The organism is Paenibacillus sp. alder61 (genome assembly GCF_020179875.1).
GTDB classification, from domain to species: domain Bacteria; phylum Bacillota; class Bacilli; order Paenibacillales; family Paenibacillaceae; genus Fontibacillus; species Fontibacillus faecis.
The window spans coordinates 50,259-67,745 of record NZ_JAIUDG010000016.1 but is presented as its reverse complement, the minus strand read 5'-3'; the positions used below and the strand labels follow the sequence as shown (position 1 = coordinate 67,745).

The window sequence follows — 17,487 nt, the reverse complement described above, 5'->3', positions numbered from 1 at the left end:
TCCCCTTGATCCGAACTATACTTTCTATTACCCGAAAAACCCGAAAATGGCTGATCCTTTTAATACTTCAGTATATTCCGAAATTCCCGTCGTGATTTTTCCAGGATAGGGTTCCCGCGGAGAGGACGGGCTATGCTACCGGCGTATTTTTTTGCAGGATGGCGGTAAGGAGGCACCGGCCCGCGATCAACGCGGCAAGCAGGATGAACGGAAAGGAGGCGGCTTGCTCGGGCCTCATTGGGCGGAGTGCGTCTTCTCCAGCGCTTCTATGGCGGCTTGAAGTTCAACGTCCTGGCCCTCGATATATTTCGCGGCGAATGTCTCTTCGTTCAGCGGCACTTGAATATCGGGCGAGACGCCGCCCCGGCCCTGGCCGTCGCTGTCGCCTTGAACGGCATAATGAGCGTCCAGAGATCTCCCGTCCGGGAAGCGCAGCAGGTAGCCCTCCGGCATCTTCGCCTCGATCGGGCGGCTCATCACGCCGAAAGAGCCGTTCGTAGAGGTGAAGCCGACAATGACGGTTCGGGGCTGTCCTTTCAACACGAGCGGCAAGCCTTCCGCCGAACTGGCCGTACCGTGGTTGATCAGGATGGCCACCTTCCCTTTGTATCCCGACTCCTTAGGCGTTATGACGCGAGTCTCTCCGGCGTTGATTTCGAAGCGGCCCGTCGTCCGGCTATAGTAACTGACGAATTCATAATGCCGCTTCCAAACGCTTAAATATCCGGCAATAGCCGCAGCCACATCGTCGTCGCCGCCGGGATTGTCGCGCACGTCGACGATCAGGCCTTTCACGGACCGGTTCTGAAAATCCTTTACGATGCTCGCGAACAATCCGGCGGGATCCGGCACGGCATCGTTCGGCAGGAAGTACCGGATCCGGATATAACCGTAACCGTTCTCCAAAACGAGCCCTTCGACGGGGGCATCCGTCCGCTTCGGCTTGGCCCGGGTAGCCTTCAGGGTCGCATAGTCGTCTTCGTAGGCTTGCAGGGTCGTTTTTCTTAGCTCGCCATTCGCCCGGCTCCTGTACTCAACTTCGACCCGGCTCCCGACCGCCCCCCGGGTCATGAATCGGCCCTGATTCATTCTCCGGGCCCCCTCCGTCGCCGTCGGATTATCGCTCCAGGCCGCCGCCCGATAAACATCCAGCGCGGGCTTCCCGTTCCATTCGACGATCTCGTCGCCCAGCGCCATCCCGCCGCGCTCCGCCGGACTGCCCTTCAACAGCAGGCCGACCCGTACTTGGCCGTTATCCAGCAGCACGGCGCCGACTCCGAAGCCGCCTCCAGCCTCCCGTTTGAAGACGGGATTGTCCTCGTACAGAGCTTCGTTAACGATCTTGATGTGACCGTCCCGGAATGAGAACAAATACTCCCGCAAAGCCTTGTAATAGAGCTCCTTATCGCGCTTCTTCTCCGCCTCTTGGAAGACCGGCGCATACTTGCGCTCCAGAGCCTCCCAGTCGACCTGCTTCCGATCGCCGAAGGGATACTCCTTGGACAGCCGCTCGTTCAACCGAACGAAGGCCTCGGAGTAGCTTAACTTCCGGAAGTCGCTGGCCGGGTTGTAACGCAGCTCCCCGGCTAGCAGGAGCGCGAGAACGACCGCGCTCATGGCGGCGAGGCATGACGCGGCGCGGAAGATCGCGCGAAGTCTCGTGCGCTTGGGAAGCGGGGCACGCCGCTTGGGTGCCCGGATTCTTTTCACGGTGAACAGAAACAACAAGCCGCTCAGGCCGTAAAGGATCAGGGCCGGCAAGGTCATATCCCCGCGAAGCAAGCTCAGGGCGGACGTCAGCACGCCCGCGCTCGGCACAAAATCGACCCACCGGTAAGAGCGGCGAGCCGGGACGGCGTACCATCCCAGTAAAAAGAGATCAATCGCGCACAGCACCATCTCATACGGGGTTAACCACTTGTACGCCCCCAGCAAACTTTCCGCCAAAATACTCACTGTTCCGCCTCCAGTCTAATCGTTGAAAATTCCGTGACACTCACCGGAAGCGTAGAAGCGGAATATGAACGGAGCATGAACTGGCGCGAGCCGGACGAAACATTCATTCAACGCTAGAGGGGGGCGGGAACAGCGTTCCGCGGCAACCGGACCGTGAAGGTCGTGCCTCGGCCGGGGGAACTGGACGCTTCGATCCGACCCTGGTGAAGGAGAACGATCCGCTTGACGATGGACAGTCCGAGACCGCTGCCGCTGCCGCTTCGGCGGGACCGGTCGGCTATGTAAAAACGCTCGAAGATGCGATCCAGATCCTCCGGCGGAATCCCGATTCCGGTGTCCGATATCGTGACTTTGTATTCGTCGTCCTCGGGAATCAGATCGACGGTGATCTTCCCGCCTTCCGGGGTAAACTTGATGCTGTTGCCGAGCAGGTTCGTCCAAACCTGGTTCAACTGGTCGGGATCGGCCTGAATCTTAAGCGCGGGGGGCAGCGACAGTTGGAGGTCCAGACGCTTGGCGGACCACAGCGGTTCCAGCGTGACCGCGACCTGTCTGATATTTTCGTCCAGATGAAAGGTTCGCGCCGCCATCGGATGATGCTCCGATTCGAGAGACGCCAGTTTCAGCAGATTGTCGCTAAGCCGGGATAGACGACCGCTCTCGCTCAAAATAATATCGATATAACGGGCGCGGCTCTCCTCCGTCGTCAACCCCGGGGATTTGAGCGCCTCGGCGAAGCCGGAGATGGACGTCAGCGGCGACTGAATCTCGTGCGAGACATTGGAGACGAAGTCCTGCCGCATCTGCTCCAATCGCTTGAGGTCGCGGGCCATCGCGTTGAAGCTGCGAGCCAGTTCTCCGAGCTCATCCTGACGCTTCGCCTGCAATTCGACGTTGAAGCGGCCCTTGGCCAACTCCCGGGTCGCCGCCGTCAAGCCTTGCAGCGGCTTCACCAGATAGCGGGCGGCCGCCAGAATACACAAGCTGCCGACAACCAGCACCATCAGCAGAATGGCCGATATGAACTGTAGGATCGTCATTTCGTTTTTGGAGGAGGTTAACATAAACAAACCGTAGGAACGGCCTTCGGCGGCCAACGGCAGGCCGACCGTCAATTCATCGACGCCGCGAAGCGCGGAGCGGTAGGCTTGCCCGTCCAGCACCTGCCGAACCGCTTGCGGGTCAAGGCTGGAAGGAAGCTCCTTCAGTTCCCGGCCATAGGCCCGGTAATGATCCTTATCGCGGAATAGAATCAACGGATAGGAGATCAGCTTGGAAGTATGGGTTAGAAAACCGTCGAGATCCCGCGGACGCGTCAGTTCGTAGAGACGGATTACCCGCTCGCCGGCCTCGGTCATCTCCTCTTGGCCGAGGCGGTTCAGCTTCGTCTGAAACAGAACGAGGCCGACGATCGAAGACGACAACAGGCTGATGATCATGATCACCAAAAAAGTCAGCACGACGCGGACGTACAAGGTCCTCATCCCGCGTTCACCACAAGCCGGTAGCCGAGGCTGCGGGCCGTCTCGATATGGAAATGCGCGGCATCCCCGGCGAAACGCTGCCGCAGCCGCTTGATATGGACGTCGACCGTCCGGTCGTCTCCTTCGTAATCGATCCCCCAGATCTGGACGATGAGGCTCTCGCGAGTAAAGATCTGACCGGGATGGCTGGCGAGCTTGAACAGCAGCTCGAATTCCTTAAGGGGCAAAGCCAGTTCCTGGCCGTCTCGTATCACCTTGTTGCTGCGGCCGTCCAGCACGATCCCGCCCAGTTGAATGAGCCGGGAGGCGGCGATCCGATACCGCTTCAGCAGCGCCTTGACCCGCATCACCAGCTCCATGGGGTGGAACGGCTTGGTCAGGTAGTCGTCGCTGCCCAACTGGAAGCCTCTCACCCTGTCAGCCGCTTCCCCCTTGGCCGTCACCATGAGCAGAGGGAGATCGGCATTCCGCTTGCGAATTTCCCGACACAGCTCCCAGCCATCCATGAGCGGCATCATAATATCGAGAATAACCAACTGGACGCCCGCCCCCCCGACGAGCGCAAGCGCATCCTCGCCGTTGTCCGCCTCCGCGACCTCGAAGCCTTCGTTCCGCAGATAGAGGCCCATCAATTCGCGAATATGGGGATCGTCATCGGCGATCAAAATTTTTACCATAACGGCGCCACGCTCCATTCCTGTTTATTCTGACATATTATAACAGCGGGGATCGCACCGGGAATAGCCGCGGCGTATGATCTTTTTTTGTAGAATCCGGGCTGTTGTTGCTAGCGTATTGATCGATCCCGGGCTATACAAAAAAAGAGATGACCCCCTGGGCCATCCCTTTTCACACGATGTTTAAATGTCTTTGTACGTGTTCTTCCGTTGCGGATCCAGAATCAAAAAGTCTCCGGGCAACTCGGCCAGTTTTTCAATCAGCGCATCGCAGCCGAACTGAAGCTTCGCCTCCATCTCCTCCCGATAGAGAGGTACCGGAAAATACACCTGGATCTGATTTCCGTCTTTCGTATGAATCGTACTGACCTCTTCCGGGAGCGCAAGCAGAACCACACCCGACAATTCCGTATTCGGCGCATACGGGTCGTAATCCTCCGAATTCGGAATGGTGTGCCCGTAGCCTAACCAGGTGTGATATTGATGCGGAAACCGCGCGAGGACTTTAAGCAGCCGGATCGGCCAGTAATTCTCCTCCGCTTCGAAATCTTTCTGCTCCAAAGGCCAGTCCGACGGCAGAAACATCATCAGCTCCGCCCGTTCCAAATGCTTGTACTCCTCCCGGATCTCCGGCGGAAGCGTCATCGGCAGATCGCTCATTCCGTTCGTGAACAGCACGCGGTAGGGCTCGTCCGGCGTCGCTTCCATAACGTTTACGTCAATATGTACAAGATCCGATACGATTTCATGGAATACCGCCGTTTCCCGGTTCGGAAACACCTTGTTAAAATGCTCGCCGATTTCCTCCATGTACAAAATTTCCGACGGCGGCGCCCATTCCTGCTCCTGGGGTTCATCATAACGGTAGATGGTCGTGCCGTCCTCCGACTTCCCGGTTTCCCGGCCGCCGAACAGCTTTTTAAAAAAATTCATCGTTCTGCTCTCCTCATCCGAAATTTAATCATTGCCGTTCCATTCGAGTATGTATTTCTTGTATCCTGCTATGGAAAATTGCGGAACTCTCCAGGAAGTATATCAAAACCCACAGCCTGTGAGCCATGGGTCTTAAAACGCATATTACAAAATACCGCTCAACTTGCCGTCCAAGGATCGGAACATGTCGTTGCGCCGTTCTTCCGGCACCAAGGCATAACCATCCCCCACACTAAGTTCAAAATAGCTCGTCTCTCCGTCAAAGTCCCGCAAACTCCCGGTCACCCCGATACCGGTCTCTTCGCAGAGCGCAATCAGCAGCGGCTCCACCTTGTCCTTCGGCGCGTCGAAGTGAACATGAAACAGGTTGGACACGGGAACCGCCGGCCGGGTCGTTACTCCACGGCAAGCCTGAAATTGTTCGGACAGCGCCAAGGCCTCCCGGTAATAACGGTCCATTCGGCCGATGCGTTCCTTGAAGTAATGCGCACTCGTCAAAATATACGGATACAGGCTGATCAGATCGCCGCCATGCCTTCTTTTCCAAACCTTCGACTGCTCCGCAAACCCCGCGTCCCCCGCCAAAATCGCCCCGGCAATCCCCCCGATCGACTTGTAAAAAGAAACATACACGCTGTCGAACAGCGCGCAGACCTCCGCCGCCGTCTTTCCGTAGTACGGAAGAATTTCAAACAGCCGCGCCCCGTCCAGATGCAGCTTGATGCCCTTCTCCCGGCAGTACGCCGCAATCGCTTCAAGCTCCCGGAACTCCGGCAGCTGCCCGCCGATTTCACGCTGGGGAAGCTCCAGCAGCAGGCAGGCGATCTCCTCCCCGAGCCCGGTCACATCCTCCAGCGTAATCAGGCGGTGCCGGTCGGCCAGCAAAATCGGCCGGATGCCATGCAGCTCCTTCAGCCCGTCTTCCTCGTGGATCTCCAGATGACAGAGGGGGTGATAGGCAACCTGCGCGAGCTTGTTCTCATCACAATGGATTCGCAAGGCTATCTGCTGCGCCATCGTGCCGCTCGGAAAAAACACCGCCGCCTCCTTGCCGAGGTAGGCCGCCATCTCCTCCTGAAAATCTTCAATCACCTTGCCCTTGCCGTACATGTCGCTCTCCATATTCCCGTCAACCTGCTCCAATACCGCTTTAAGCACGTCCGCATTTCTCGGCCCGTGCCCCGATAACCGGTACTCCGCCCGGCTGAAAACCTCCGCCAATGTCGGCCGCTCGCTCATCCTGGTCCGCTCCTTTCATGTTACCGCTAATGGTTACCGCGTATTTGCGGGAAAACCTCCCGTTAATTGACCGCTATAGCCCCCTGAATCGGATTTAGCTGGAAAAACTCCATCTATTACGTGCCCCCAACCGCCAATTACTCGATTTCAGTTGAATTTACGGGAGGTTTTCCAGCTAATCGCCCTCTACGGTGGCGTTGACATCCAATTAACGGGAGAAAATCCCGATAATTTCCCAAGCTCATTAGCTTAAACCTATGATCTCATCGATAAAGATGATCTGTAAGGTAATCTGTAAGGTCATCGATAAATGACCCATAGGATTCGAATTGCGTTGAATCTATTGTATACCCCCTTACGGGAAAGGAACAGCGGCAGCCAAGCGCCAGCCGAAATTGTAACGGATGCAGCAGCGGGAATATGTCAGCTAAAAGTCTAACCGAGGCAGCAGCGGCTGTACGCCAGTTTGAAATCTAACGGCCGCAGCTGCGGCCTACGTCTGCCGTAATCTAACGGACGCAGCTGCGGCTTACGTCTGCCGTAAATCTAACGGAGGCAGCAACCGCTTACGTCTGCCGTAAATCTAACGGACGCAGCTGCGGCTTACGTCTGCCGTAAATCTAACGGACGCAGCAACCGCCTACGTCAGCCGTAATTCTAACGGACGCAGCAACCGCCTACGTCAGCCGTAATTCTAACGGACGCAGCAACCGCCTACGTCAGACGTAAATCTAACGGACGCAGTAGCGGCTATTTCGGCAAAAAGCGCTTTTCCCGCATTCTAACGGAAATAATAGCGCCTATTTGCTTGCCTCACCGCCAAAAAGGACAGATTTTCAGCAAATAGCGGCTATTATTTCCGTTAGCTTTTGAAAACCGCCGATTTGGGGCAAATAACGGCTATTATTTCCGTTAGAATTTCGGCGGCGGTTTGACGAGGACGATCCGACGAGGACGATCGATCCGACGACGAAGATGATTCATCGTCAGCATCCGGCGGACGGAGGCCGCATAATTTAAAAAGAAACCGCCCCTCGTTCATCGGATGAACGGCGGGGCGGCTTCTCGATTTCCTTACATTGTTACATATGAATCTCGATGACCTGGCGCTCGCGCGAGCTTTCGGCTAGCCGCTCGAGTTCAGCGCGGCGGATGCGCACGCCACCGGCCCGGTAGCGGTTGCTCATCGGCTCGGCCGCCGCCTCCCGGCCATTGACCGTAACCCGCTCGATCGCGGACCGGCCCGTGAGGCGGTAGACGATCGTCGCCGGCGATCCGGCCACCTCAAAATCGAAGGCCGCGCCGTCAAGAGACTCCGGCAGCACCGGATCCAGAATCAGGTCCCCGCTCTCTTCGCGAACGCCGAGAGCCTGGGAGATCAACTGATTCATATAGATTCCCGGGCCGCTGGAGTAAATTCTCCAGCCGCCTTTGACCGGCACGGCGCCGCTGCGGAGCTCGTCAAAACGCTCCTGCGCCTCGTACCGGTTGTTGAACTTCCCGTCCGAGCTGCTGAAATACGCGTTGGCCTGACGCAGCTCCGCGTTCGGCACCACTTCGCGGAGGCCGACCGGGTTGATCATTGCCAGGCCGCGCCAAACCTCATCGCGTTTGCCGAGCTTGGCCATCGCCTCCACGTAGCGGATATGCGCGTGCACATACTGCAGGCCGATCTCCCGGCCGAAGTTGGACGCCTGCTCCGCGCGTTTGAAGTGCGTGCTGACCCCGCCGGCATATTGGGCCGGACGGTTCATCAGACGCACGCCGTCCGGGCAGTAGAACTGCTCCCGGATCAACCGGTAATGCGCCTCCGCCTGTTCCGGCGTCAGCAGCTCGCTGATCATACTGCGCGTCATCGGCAGCAGCCGGTACTGGATGCCGGTTTCGGTATCGCTCGGATGCAGCATCAGCTTGGCCTCCTCCGGGCGCTCCATGTACACGAAGCCCGGAATGACGCCGGTCCCCAGCATGTACTTGCCGAAATCGGCGCGAATGCCGTCCGCCATATCCTGAAGCTCCTGCGACGCTTCCGGACGGACGCCGGACAACACCTGCGCAAACCGGCCGATCGTTTGGTACGTCAGCGCCACCGTCCAGCTGCTGATCATGTACTGCTTCAGCTGCGCGTTCGCCGGCTGCAGCGTATCATCCCAGTCCCCGTCCCCGTAGGAGGACAAATGGGTGCCGTGGAGGAAGTGCCGCCGGATATAGCCGATTTCTTTTTCCGCGTGTTCCATCAAGGTCGCCGTCTCGGCGGTAAAGTCGAAGGAACCTTTCCGTGTGTACGGAATGGGTTCGTCCAGAATGCCGTAATCCCCGGTCACCGCCAGGTAATCGCCCAGGACCTTGAGGGGCCAGACGATAATATCGCCATGGCTCTCTTCCTGCTGGATGCGGGTGTAATTGTCGAACATAAACCATTGCGGCCAGTTTCCGTCATCCTCGTATTGGTGAGCGAAGACGGTCAGCAAAATTTCACGGACCCGGTCATATTTGCGGGTCGCCAGGAAATACTCGACCGGCCCCTGGCAGACATCGCGCGTCCCCCAAGCCGCGCCGCCGTATTGCTCCAGCCCGTGCGGCACCGAGTAGTGGACGAGCATGTTATGCGTGTACCACCAGGCCAGCGCATTGACTTTGAACAGCTCGCCCTCGTCGCCGCCGTTTCGATACAGGCGGAAACCGTTCATGACGCCGCGGAAAAATTCGCGGTAGCGGGCGATCTCCTCTTCCGCGGAGGCCGGGACGGAGGAGGAAAGCGAAGGCGCCCCCGCCGCCGCTTCATCCTCCAACTGCGCCTGGATCGTCAAGGACCACGAAGCGGCCGGATTCAACTCCAGCACGGCCAGCGGGGCCGTTTCCGACTGCGGCAGCGAGACCAGCTTGCGGTCGTCGAACAGCTTCATCCCCATGCCGGCTCCCCCGGAAACCTCCATCCGGTACTGCAATCCAGGGTACGCGTCTGCCCCGGCGCTGAGCGCGGACGGGTCGGCCCGGAAAATCACGGCGTTCTCTCCGTCCACCTCGAACCGGTAAGGGATTTCATGCTCGTTCACGTGCATCGTAATCTGATTCGTGACGAGGCAGCGGTAGGTGTTACGGTTCGCGGAGGCAAAGTGCAGTACCACCTCCGGCGAGTCATTCCGGGTGTAGTTCGTGATCGTAAGCAGATCATCGCTCAATTGATAGTACCACCGCACGTAGTTGAAGCCCATCTCAAAAGCCGAAGGCATGGTCAACAGGCGGTAGACGCCGCCTTGCTCGATATATAAACGCTGGCCCGATGTTTTGGCGGCGTTGAGCGCATTGCGGGTGTTGGACATCAGCTTGTTGAAGTTGGTGTTGCCGATCACGACCTGCGAATTGAACACGCCATATATATAAGAAGTCGTCGTGATCACCCGGCTGTTCATCCGGTCGTTACCGCCGCTCATCAAAATATGGCCGTGGGGGCGTTCCACGCGCAGTTCTTTTTCTTTCAATACCACGTGCTCGTAGGTGTCCGTAAAAAACGACAGCAGTTGTCCGTCCTCCCGCTCCTCCTGCTTGCGCCGCGGGAACAACCGATCCAGTTCCTCCGCGGTCAGCGAACGCCCCGTTATCGGCTTGCCGATTTCCGGGGAACGTACGGCGCGCGGCAGAACTTCCGCATCCGCATCCGCTTCCGCTTCCGATTCCGTTTCCGCCGCAGCCGGGTTCCCGGACTCCGCCTCGCTCCAGGCCGCACGAATCTCCTCGCGGAATTCCAGACGCTCTATCGCAAACGGATGATCTTCCTTGAACAGGCCATAGAAAACAAAACGAACCGGGGCTCCCCCGCCGAGTTCCACAGTCTTGGTCTGCAAGGCGGTGTATGCGAACTCGTATTGATACACCTCATTCGCCAGCTTCGGACGGGTCAGGGCTTCCGGCACGTCGGTTTCTTTGTAGGACAAACCGAAAAACTGAAACCCGTCCGTGGAAAAACCGGCGCTCCCCGTCAACACGCCCTGCTGGATATAAGGAAAGCGCCCGCCCTGCGGCTGATTTTGCCGGGAACAAACCACGTAACCCCATTCCTCGTCCTCGAATACGGCATGGTCGATATATTGGGACAAATAGGCCTCGTTGCTGCGGACCGCGCCCGGTGCGGCGATGCCGATGTCCTGCCCGTACAGCACGTCCGCCTTGCCCCGGCCGCCTTCCAGCGTAACCTCCCAGAACCAGACGCCCCGCCCGGTCAGCGTAAACACAACCTGGTACCCGATGCCTTCCGCAATCCCGTTCCAAATCATCCGGCGCGCCGTCCGGCTCACCGAAGCGCCGGAACGGATGCCCAGCAGCGGGACGGCCCGAATGCCGTCCTCTCGGTGCAGGCGCAGGTAAAGATTCCCCAGCGCGCCGTCGGCGGCGTGCGGCAGAAGCTGATTGATCATGGTGGTCTCCGACGAAGCTTGATACAGATCGCCGCTATTCAAAAAGGAAAAGGTCAGGCCTCCGGCCTCCAGCTGATATTGATGCACCTGTTTGGTCATCGCATTTCACTCCCCATCTGTTCGTGTTGGTTGTTCCCGAGGCTTGCTCCCTGAAGCCGGATTCCCGACGTGACGGGGCCTTTCTCCAGCCGGAATCGCAGCTCCTCGGCATCGCGGCTGTTCGGCCCCACGAATACCGAGAATTGTCCGGCATCGCTGGCAAACTCCAGATTCTGATGCGTGTAACGGAGCATTTGTTCCGTTACCGTGAAACGAACCTCACTGCTTTCCCCGGCCGCCAGGCGTACCTTGGCAAAAGCCTTCAGCTCTTTGACCGGACGAACCGTATCCCCCACCCAATCGCGGATATAGAGCTGTACGGTCTCTTCGCCCTCCGCCGGACCGGCGTTCGTCAGCACCACCGATAATTCCAGGGGTCGGTCCGGCGTCATGATTTTCCCGGACAATTGCGGCTTGCCGTAAATGAACGTCGTGTAGCTCAACCCGAAACCGAACGGCAAGAGCGGTTCGTTCGGAAGGTCCAGGTAATGCGAAACATAGCGCTCTTGGGCATCCGGCGCGCCGAGCGGGCGGCCGGTGCTGAAATGGTTGTAGTAAACCGGGATCTGTCCGACCGCGGCCGGGAAAGACATGCTGAGGCGGCCGGACGGGTTGGCGTCCCCGTACAGCAGGGCGGCGATCGCCGCGCCGCCTTCGCTGCCCGGGAACCAGGCCTCCAGCACCGCGTCGGCGGTGTCGTACACGCCGCGCAGGTCCAGCGGCCGGCCGTTGAACAGCACGACGGCCACCGGCTTGCCGAGCGCCTTCATGCGCCGAAGCAGCTCAAGCTGCGCCGCCGGCAGCGTGATATCCGCGCGGCTGCCCGCTTCCCCGCTCATCTCCGACGACTCGCCGAGGGCGAGCACGATGACGTCCACGTCGGCGGCGGCGCGGGCCGCCTCCGCCCATTGGGCTTCCGTCATCGCCTCGATGCCCGAGCCCTCGGCCACGGAGATGTCGCCCGGCTCCGCGGCGGCCGCTTTCATGGCCGTGTCCAGCCGGACCGCATCCTTGCGCGATCCGGTCCACGACCACGGCCCCAGGATGTCGCCGCTCTGCGCGAACGGCCCGACCAGGGCCACCCGCTGTCCGCGGGCCAGCGGCAGGACGCCGCGCTCGTTCTTCAGCAGCACGCACGATTTCTCGGCGAGCTCTCGCGCGGCGGCCCGGTGTTCGGCGCAGAAGACGATTTCTTTCTCCGCCTCGGGATCCGCCCCGCGGTGCGGCCGCTCGAAGAGGCCCAGCCTCTCCTTCAACTGCAATATGCGCAGCACCGCCTCGTCGATAATTTCCTCCTCCACGCGTCCCTCCCGGACAAGCCGCGGCAGATGATGGACGTAACAGGAGGTCATCATTTCTATATCTACCCCTGCCTGTATCGCCTTATAGGCGGCTTCCGCTTCATCTTCGGCCACCCCATGCGGGATCAATTCTTTCACCGCGCCCCAATCCGAAATCAGGACGCCGTCAAAGCCCCACTCCTCCCGCAGCAGCTTCCGCATCAGTCTGGTGTTTCCGCTTGCCGGTACGCCGTCGACCGTATTGAAGGAGGTCATAACCATCTCGCAGCCCTCGTCCAGGGCGGCCCGGTAAGCCGGAAGGTAATACTCGCGCAGTTGCCATTCCGACAGGTCCACGGTGTTGTAATCTCTCCCGCCCTCGGACAATCCGTAAGCGGCGAAATGCTTCACGCAGGCGGCCACCCGCTGTACATCCTCCCGCAGATTTTGGCCCTGGAAGCCGCGCACGAAAGCCCGTGCGAGCTCGCTGTTCAGGTAAGGGTCTTCCCCCGTCGACTCCATGACTCTTCCCCACCGGGCGTCGCGGACGAGATCGACCATCGGCGCGTAGGTCACGTGAACGCCGGAGACCGCGGCTTCCCGGGCGGCGATTTCCGCGCTCCGCTCGGCCAGCGGAAGATCCCAGGAGCAGCCGATCGCCAGCGGGATCGGGAATATGGTTTTGAAGCCATGCACAATGTCCGCCATAAAGAGCAGAGGAATGCCCAGCCGGTTCTTTTTCAAATGCGCTTTCTGAACGGCGATTGTTCCTTCGGCGCCCGCGTACCCCAGCACCGAACCGCTGTTTCGCACCATCTCCTCCGTCACGCCCATCGATTTCATCGGACCCGTGATTTGCCCTTCTCCCTCCGCCCCTTCAAAGAACGGAGCCGCCAATTGCATCAGCTGAGCAACCTTTTCCTCCAGTGTCATTTGCGTCACCATTGTAAGCAGCTGCTGATTGTCCATGTCTAGTCCTCCATCGCTTTTGCTTATGTTTTGATTCGCAGCGCGCCAATGAATGGAAGAACCCGGTGCGGGAAACCCACGCCGGGTTCTTGGCCTGCTGCCTATTTCTTCAGGCTGTTCAATTCGTCGAGCACCGGTTGCACGAGCGACATTTTGCTGTTCACCCATGCTTTCCAGTTCGCTTCCAGATCCCCTTCCTGCAAGATCAGGTTGGTGTATTCTGTGGCGTAGTCGAAGCCGGCCTGATTTTTGGCCTTGGAGTCATACAATTGTACATCCCAATCGTACTCGGCCATCGCTCCGCCTTCCGTACTGAGCTTCGCCTTGTCTTGATAGTGCTTGACCGCTCTTTCGCGGAATTCTTTCTTGATCGCCGGGTTCACGACGCTGAAGTCGTCGCCCAGCAGATAAAGGCCTTCGAAGCGGCTAGGGTATTTCTTCTCCAAGGTCGTTCCTTCCGGAAGCAGGCTGACGAGTTCCTTGTTCTCGTCATACTTCCAGTCTTTTCCTTCAAATCCCATATTCAGCAGAAGCTGTCCTTCTTGACTGATCGAATAGTCCATCAAATCCATAACGCGTTCGAATTTCTCTTTGCTGATGTTCGGCGAGAAAATAATGCTCGACCAGAAGTTCGCTTGCTCCAGGTTACGGTACTTCCCGTCATCGCCGAGCACGATCGCCGTGTGCACCACTTCCGAGCTGTCGAGGCCCAGGTTCTCTCTCATCCGCGTATCGATATCCTGTCTGTAAGAAGCCAGACCGCCAATACTTGTGATACCGGCTACGCCGTTAATGGAGAATTTCTGGCTGGCCTCCTGGCTTTTCCATGTATAGAATTCGGGGCTGAGCAATCCTTCTTTGTATGCGGCTTGATACTGCTTCAACGCGTTCAAAGTTTCCTCGTTGGCGGGACCCCATTGATACTTGCCGTCTGCGCCTTTATAGAAGGCCGATTCTACGCGGGAATGCGCGCTGTTTGCCATGATGATGTTGGTCAGCGAATCGTTGATGTCGAAAGAAATCGGCACCAGTTTATTGCCTACCTTGCCAGGATCTTTTTCTTTAAGCAGCCGGGCGTATTCCATCAGTTCTCCGACGGTATAAGCGTCTTTGAGTTCAAAACCGACAGCCTTGGCCCAGTCTTTACGCAGGCCGATGACCCCAATTTGGTTCAACAGCGGATCGGCCGGCTTGTTCTCGAAATACACCGGCTTCGGCAATACGTAAGTTCCGCCGGTCAACTCCTCCAGCTTTTCGCCGAGCCCGGTTTGTTTATAGGCCGCAGCTACGTTTGGCCAGCGCTCTTTCCAGTCGTCCGGGAGCTTGTATAATAACCCTTGTTCGATATAGTTAATGGCGTCGCCATGCACATAGTTCCAGCTGGCTACATCGGGCAAGTCGCCGGAGTTGATCCACAGGCGGAGCTTTTCCGGCCAGGAATCCCATTCCACATAGTTGTAGTCCCACTCCAAATTGAACTTGTCCGACCAATATTTATGGAATTCGTTATCCAGCACGTCGGGTTTTTCCAGTTTGATCGTACTGGCCAAAGAAATTTTCAGTTTCTTGTCGTAGCCGTCTTTGGCATTGCCGCCTGAGCTTGCATTCGAGCCTTGCGCATTTCCGCCGTTTCCGCTGTTACCTTCCCCTTTGGAACAAGCGGCCGTCACCGCCATCAGGACGATGCACAGCGATAAAACCATAATTCTTCTGATCGAAAGCCATTGGGTTGCTTTCATGTTTTGACCTCCCTGTTTTTTTAAGTAGTTGCAAAGCGAGAATTTTATGTGTATGAATCAGGTCTTGATAGCCCCTGTCATAACCCCTTTGGCGAAATGCTTTTGAAGCAGCGGGAAAAAGCACATGATCGGCACCATGGTGACGAAAACCGCCGCCATTTTCATCCCCATCGAGAATCTCTGACCCGCCGAGGCATCCAGACTGGCCGCGTTGGACGTGTTCAGTTGCGACTCCACGATGATGCTGCGCAGCACGTTCTGCAGCGGCATCTGCTCGGCTTTCCGGAGGAAGATCATCGCGTCATACCAGCCGTTCCAGATCGCCACGCCGTAAAACAACGTAATTGTGGCGACGATCGGCGCCGATAGCGGAAGAATAATCGAGAACAGGATTTTCCACTCTCCCGCACCGTCCAGCCGCGCGGATTCCATCAACGACTCCGGCAGGGTGTGGAAGTAGTTCATCATCAAAATCATGTTGAAGGCGCTGAAACCGCCGGCCAGGACGACCGACCACAGGCTGCCCGTCAGGTTCAAATCCTTCATGATCAGGTACAGCGGGACAATCCCCCCGTTAAAAATCATCGTGAACAAGACGAGGAAGAAAATCGGCTTTTTCCCCGGATATCCCGTCCGGCTCAGCCCGTAGGCCATACTGGTCGTCAGGAACAGGCTGAGCGGCAGGCCAAGCAGCAGAAGTTTAAGGGTATTGAGATAGCCGGTGCCGATCCCTCCCTTCTCAAAAAGCTGTCTGTAATTGTCCAAGGTAGGTTGGCTCGGGAAGATCATCAATGGATGGTCGGCGTATTCCTTTTGCGTCGAAAACGAAATCATGACGACATTCCAGAAAGGAATGAGGATGGCCAAGGCCCCCAAGGTCAACAAAACAAAGATGATGGCATCCATCCAGGAAAATTTGCGTTTCTGTATCATCGTTCGCACTCCTTTCTCATCGGAACAGCCCGTCGCCGCCCATCCACTTCGCCGCCCGGTCGGCAATCAGCAGCAGCGCCATATTGATAATGGACCGGAACAAGCTGACCGCGGAGGAGAACGAGAAGTCGGTGGCGGATTGGAACGTAATCCGGTAGATGTAGACGTCAAGCACCTCTGCCGCATTCTTCGTGGCGGCGTTCATCAAGTTAAAGATCTGATCGAAGCCCGAGGACATCAAGCCGCCGACGGATAGAATGAACATGACGGTAATGGTTGGCAAAATATTCGGGAGCGTGATCCGGAACAGCTGCTGCAGCCGGGTCGCCCCATCAATTTGCGCGGATTCGTACTGGTCCATATCGATCCCCGAAATGGCCGCCAAATAAATGATGGCCCCCCACCCCGCGGACTTCCATATGTCCGTCACGATGACCATCGGCACGAACAGTTTTTCCGAGCCCATAAAGTTGATGGGCTGCGCCCCGAACAAGGTCAAGGCACTGTTGATCAGCCCGTCATGAGAGAGGACGTTGATCACGATCCCCGAAACGACGATCCAGGACAAAAAATGCGGGAAGGTAAATACGGTTTGCATCACTTTTTTATAACGGCTCATGCGGAGCTCATTCAGCAGCAGAGCCAGCATGATCGGGAAAGGAAACTGAATGATCAGCTTGGTGACGTTGATTGCAAGCGTTTTCCACACCGCGTCGATAAAGGCGGGATCCCGGAACACATACTCGAAGTTCTCCCACCCGACCCAAGGGCTGCCCCATATTCCCAGGTTCGCCTTGAAGTCTTTAAAGGCCAGGGACAAACCTCCCATCGGCATGTAAGCAAATAGCACGAGCCATACCAAGCCGGGAATCAGAAGCGTATAAGTCATCCGGTGTTTCCAAATTTGTCTGAAATACGTTCCCAGCTTATTCCCGCCGGTGCGGCTATTCTGAGGTACTGCGGCTGCCGGTTTCAATTTTGCATCTCCTCGCTCTACTAGAATCTATTTGTGATACAGGAAGTCAAAAGCGGTTTTTAAATGTTCCTCCCAAAAACGCCATTCATGCGTTCCCGGGGTTTCGACATACCTGAAATCAAAAGGTGACTTTTCCATGTAGGAGGCAAAAGCGCGATTCATTCCGCAAAACGGATCCTCCGACCCGCAGCAGGCGAGCAGGGAAGGAAGCCTTTTGTTCTCCCGGACGAGCGTGTCGGCCAAAGCGTATAAATCCTGCTCCGGCTTGACCTCCAGGCGCTCTCCAAACACCGCCTTCATCTCCTTGATCATCCCCGGGGGCATGTCCGGATCCCGCAAGCGTTCCCGGATATCGGTGACGCCGGAGAGCGAGACCGCCTTGGCATATTTCTCGGGGAAGGTCAGCGCGCACTTCAGCGCTCCGTACCCGCCCATCGAGAGCCCGGCCACATAGGTTTTGGCGGGGTCCGTATCCAGGTTCAGCATCCGGGCGCATAGCTCCGGCAGCTCCTGCGTGAGATAGGTGAAATAATCGAGCCCATACTCCATGTCGGTATAGTAGCTGCGATTCACCTCCGGCATGATCACGGTGCAGCCGTAAGTTTGCGCATAAAGCTCGATCGTGGTCAGCCTGTGCCAGGTGCTGGCGTCGTCGCCGGCTCCGTGCAGGAGATAGAGGGTCCCCCCATCCTGCCTGCCCGCGTCGCAAGGCGATATGACATGAATGGATGTCGTCATCCGCAGCGTAGGAGAACCTGTTTCCACGGTTAAAAGCGCCATCTGCTTG

Annotated in this window: 11 protein-coding genes; all 11 read right to left on the bottom strand. The window is 57.6% G+C overall.

Annotated elements, in window-relative coordinates; genetic code table 11:
* Positions 1–234 precede the first annotated feature (234 nt).
* Complete coding sequence (locus LBW89_RS17600) at positions 235–1,956, bottom strand: S41 family peptidase (RefSeq protein ID WP_225039706.1); 1,722 nt, start codon at positions 1,954–1,956, stop codon at positions 235–237.
* Positions 1,957–2,069: 113 nt separating this feature from the next.
* Positions 2,070–3,440 (bottom strand): sensor histidine kinase, encoded by a 1,371-nt coding sequence (locus LBW89_RS17595; RefSeq protein WP_225039704.1) that lies wholly within the window; start codon positions 3,438–3,440, stop codon positions 2,070–2,072.
* On the bottom strand, positions 3,437–4,117 hold the full coding sequence (locus LBW89_RS17590; protein WP_225039703.1) for a response regulator transcription factor: 681 nt from the start codon (positions 4,115–4,117) through the stop codon (positions 3,437–3,439). Before LBW89_RS17590 ends, LBW89_RS17595 begins: the two co-directional genes overlap by 4 nt.
* A 183-nt stretch (positions 4,118–4,300) precedes the next feature.
* A complete protein-coding gene (locus LBW89_RS17585; protein WP_225039701.1) occupies positions 4,301–5,050 on the bottom strand; it encodes a suppressor of fused domain protein in 750 nt (249 codons plus the stop codon).
* A 144-nt stretch (positions 5,051–5,194) separates the two neighbouring features.
* Complete coding sequence (locus tag LBW89_RS17580; protein WP_225039699.1) at positions 5,195–6,289, bottom strand: threonine aldolase family protein; 1,095 nt, start codon at positions 6,287–6,289, stop codon at positions 5,195–5,197.
* Between the two features lie 1,082 nt (positions 6,290–7,371).
* Complete coding sequence (locus tag LBW89_RS17575; protein WP_148455167.1) at positions 7,372–10,803, bottom strand: GH36-type glycosyl hydrolase domain-containing protein; 3,432 nt, start codon at positions 10,801–10,803, stop codon at positions 7,372–7,374.
* Positions 10,800–13,052 (bottom strand): glycoside hydrolase family 3 N-terminal domain-containing protein, encoded by a 2,253-nt coding sequence (locus tag LBW89_RS17570; RefSeq protein ID WP_148455165.1) that lies wholly within the window; start codon positions 13,050–13,052, stop codon positions 10,800–10,802. Before LBW89_RS17570 ends, LBW89_RS17575 begins: the two co-directional genes overlap by 4 nt.
* A 101-nt stretch (positions 13,053–13,153) precedes the next feature.
* A complete protein-coding gene (locus LBW89_RS17565; RefSeq protein ID WP_148455164.1) occupies positions 13,154–14,791 on the bottom strand; it encodes an extracellular solute-binding protein in 1,638 nt (545 codons plus the stop codon).
* Positions 14,792–14,848: 57 nt separating this feature from the next.
* Positions 14,849–15,724 (bottom strand): carbohydrate ABC transporter permease, encoded by an 876-nt coding sequence (locus LBW89_RS17560; RefSeq protein ID WP_148455162.1) that lies wholly within the window; start codon positions 15,722–15,724, stop codon positions 14,849–14,851.
* Between the two features lie 16 nt (positions 15,725–15,740).
* Positions 15,741–16,700 carry an ABC transporter permease gene (locus LBW89_RS17555; RefSeq protein ID WP_412067008.1) on the bottom strand — a complete coding sequence of 320 codons (960 nt, stop codon included), beginning with the start codon at positions 16,698–16,700 and terminating at the stop codon, positions 15,741–15,743.
* Between the two features lie 27 nt (positions 16,701–16,727).
* Positions 16,728–17,480 (bottom strand): alpha/beta hydrolase, encoded by a 753-nt coding sequence (locus LBW89_RS17550; protein ID WP_148455160.1) that lies wholly within the window; start codon positions 17,478–17,480, stop codon positions 16,728–16,730.
* Positions 17,481–17,487 lie beyond the last annotated feature (7 nt).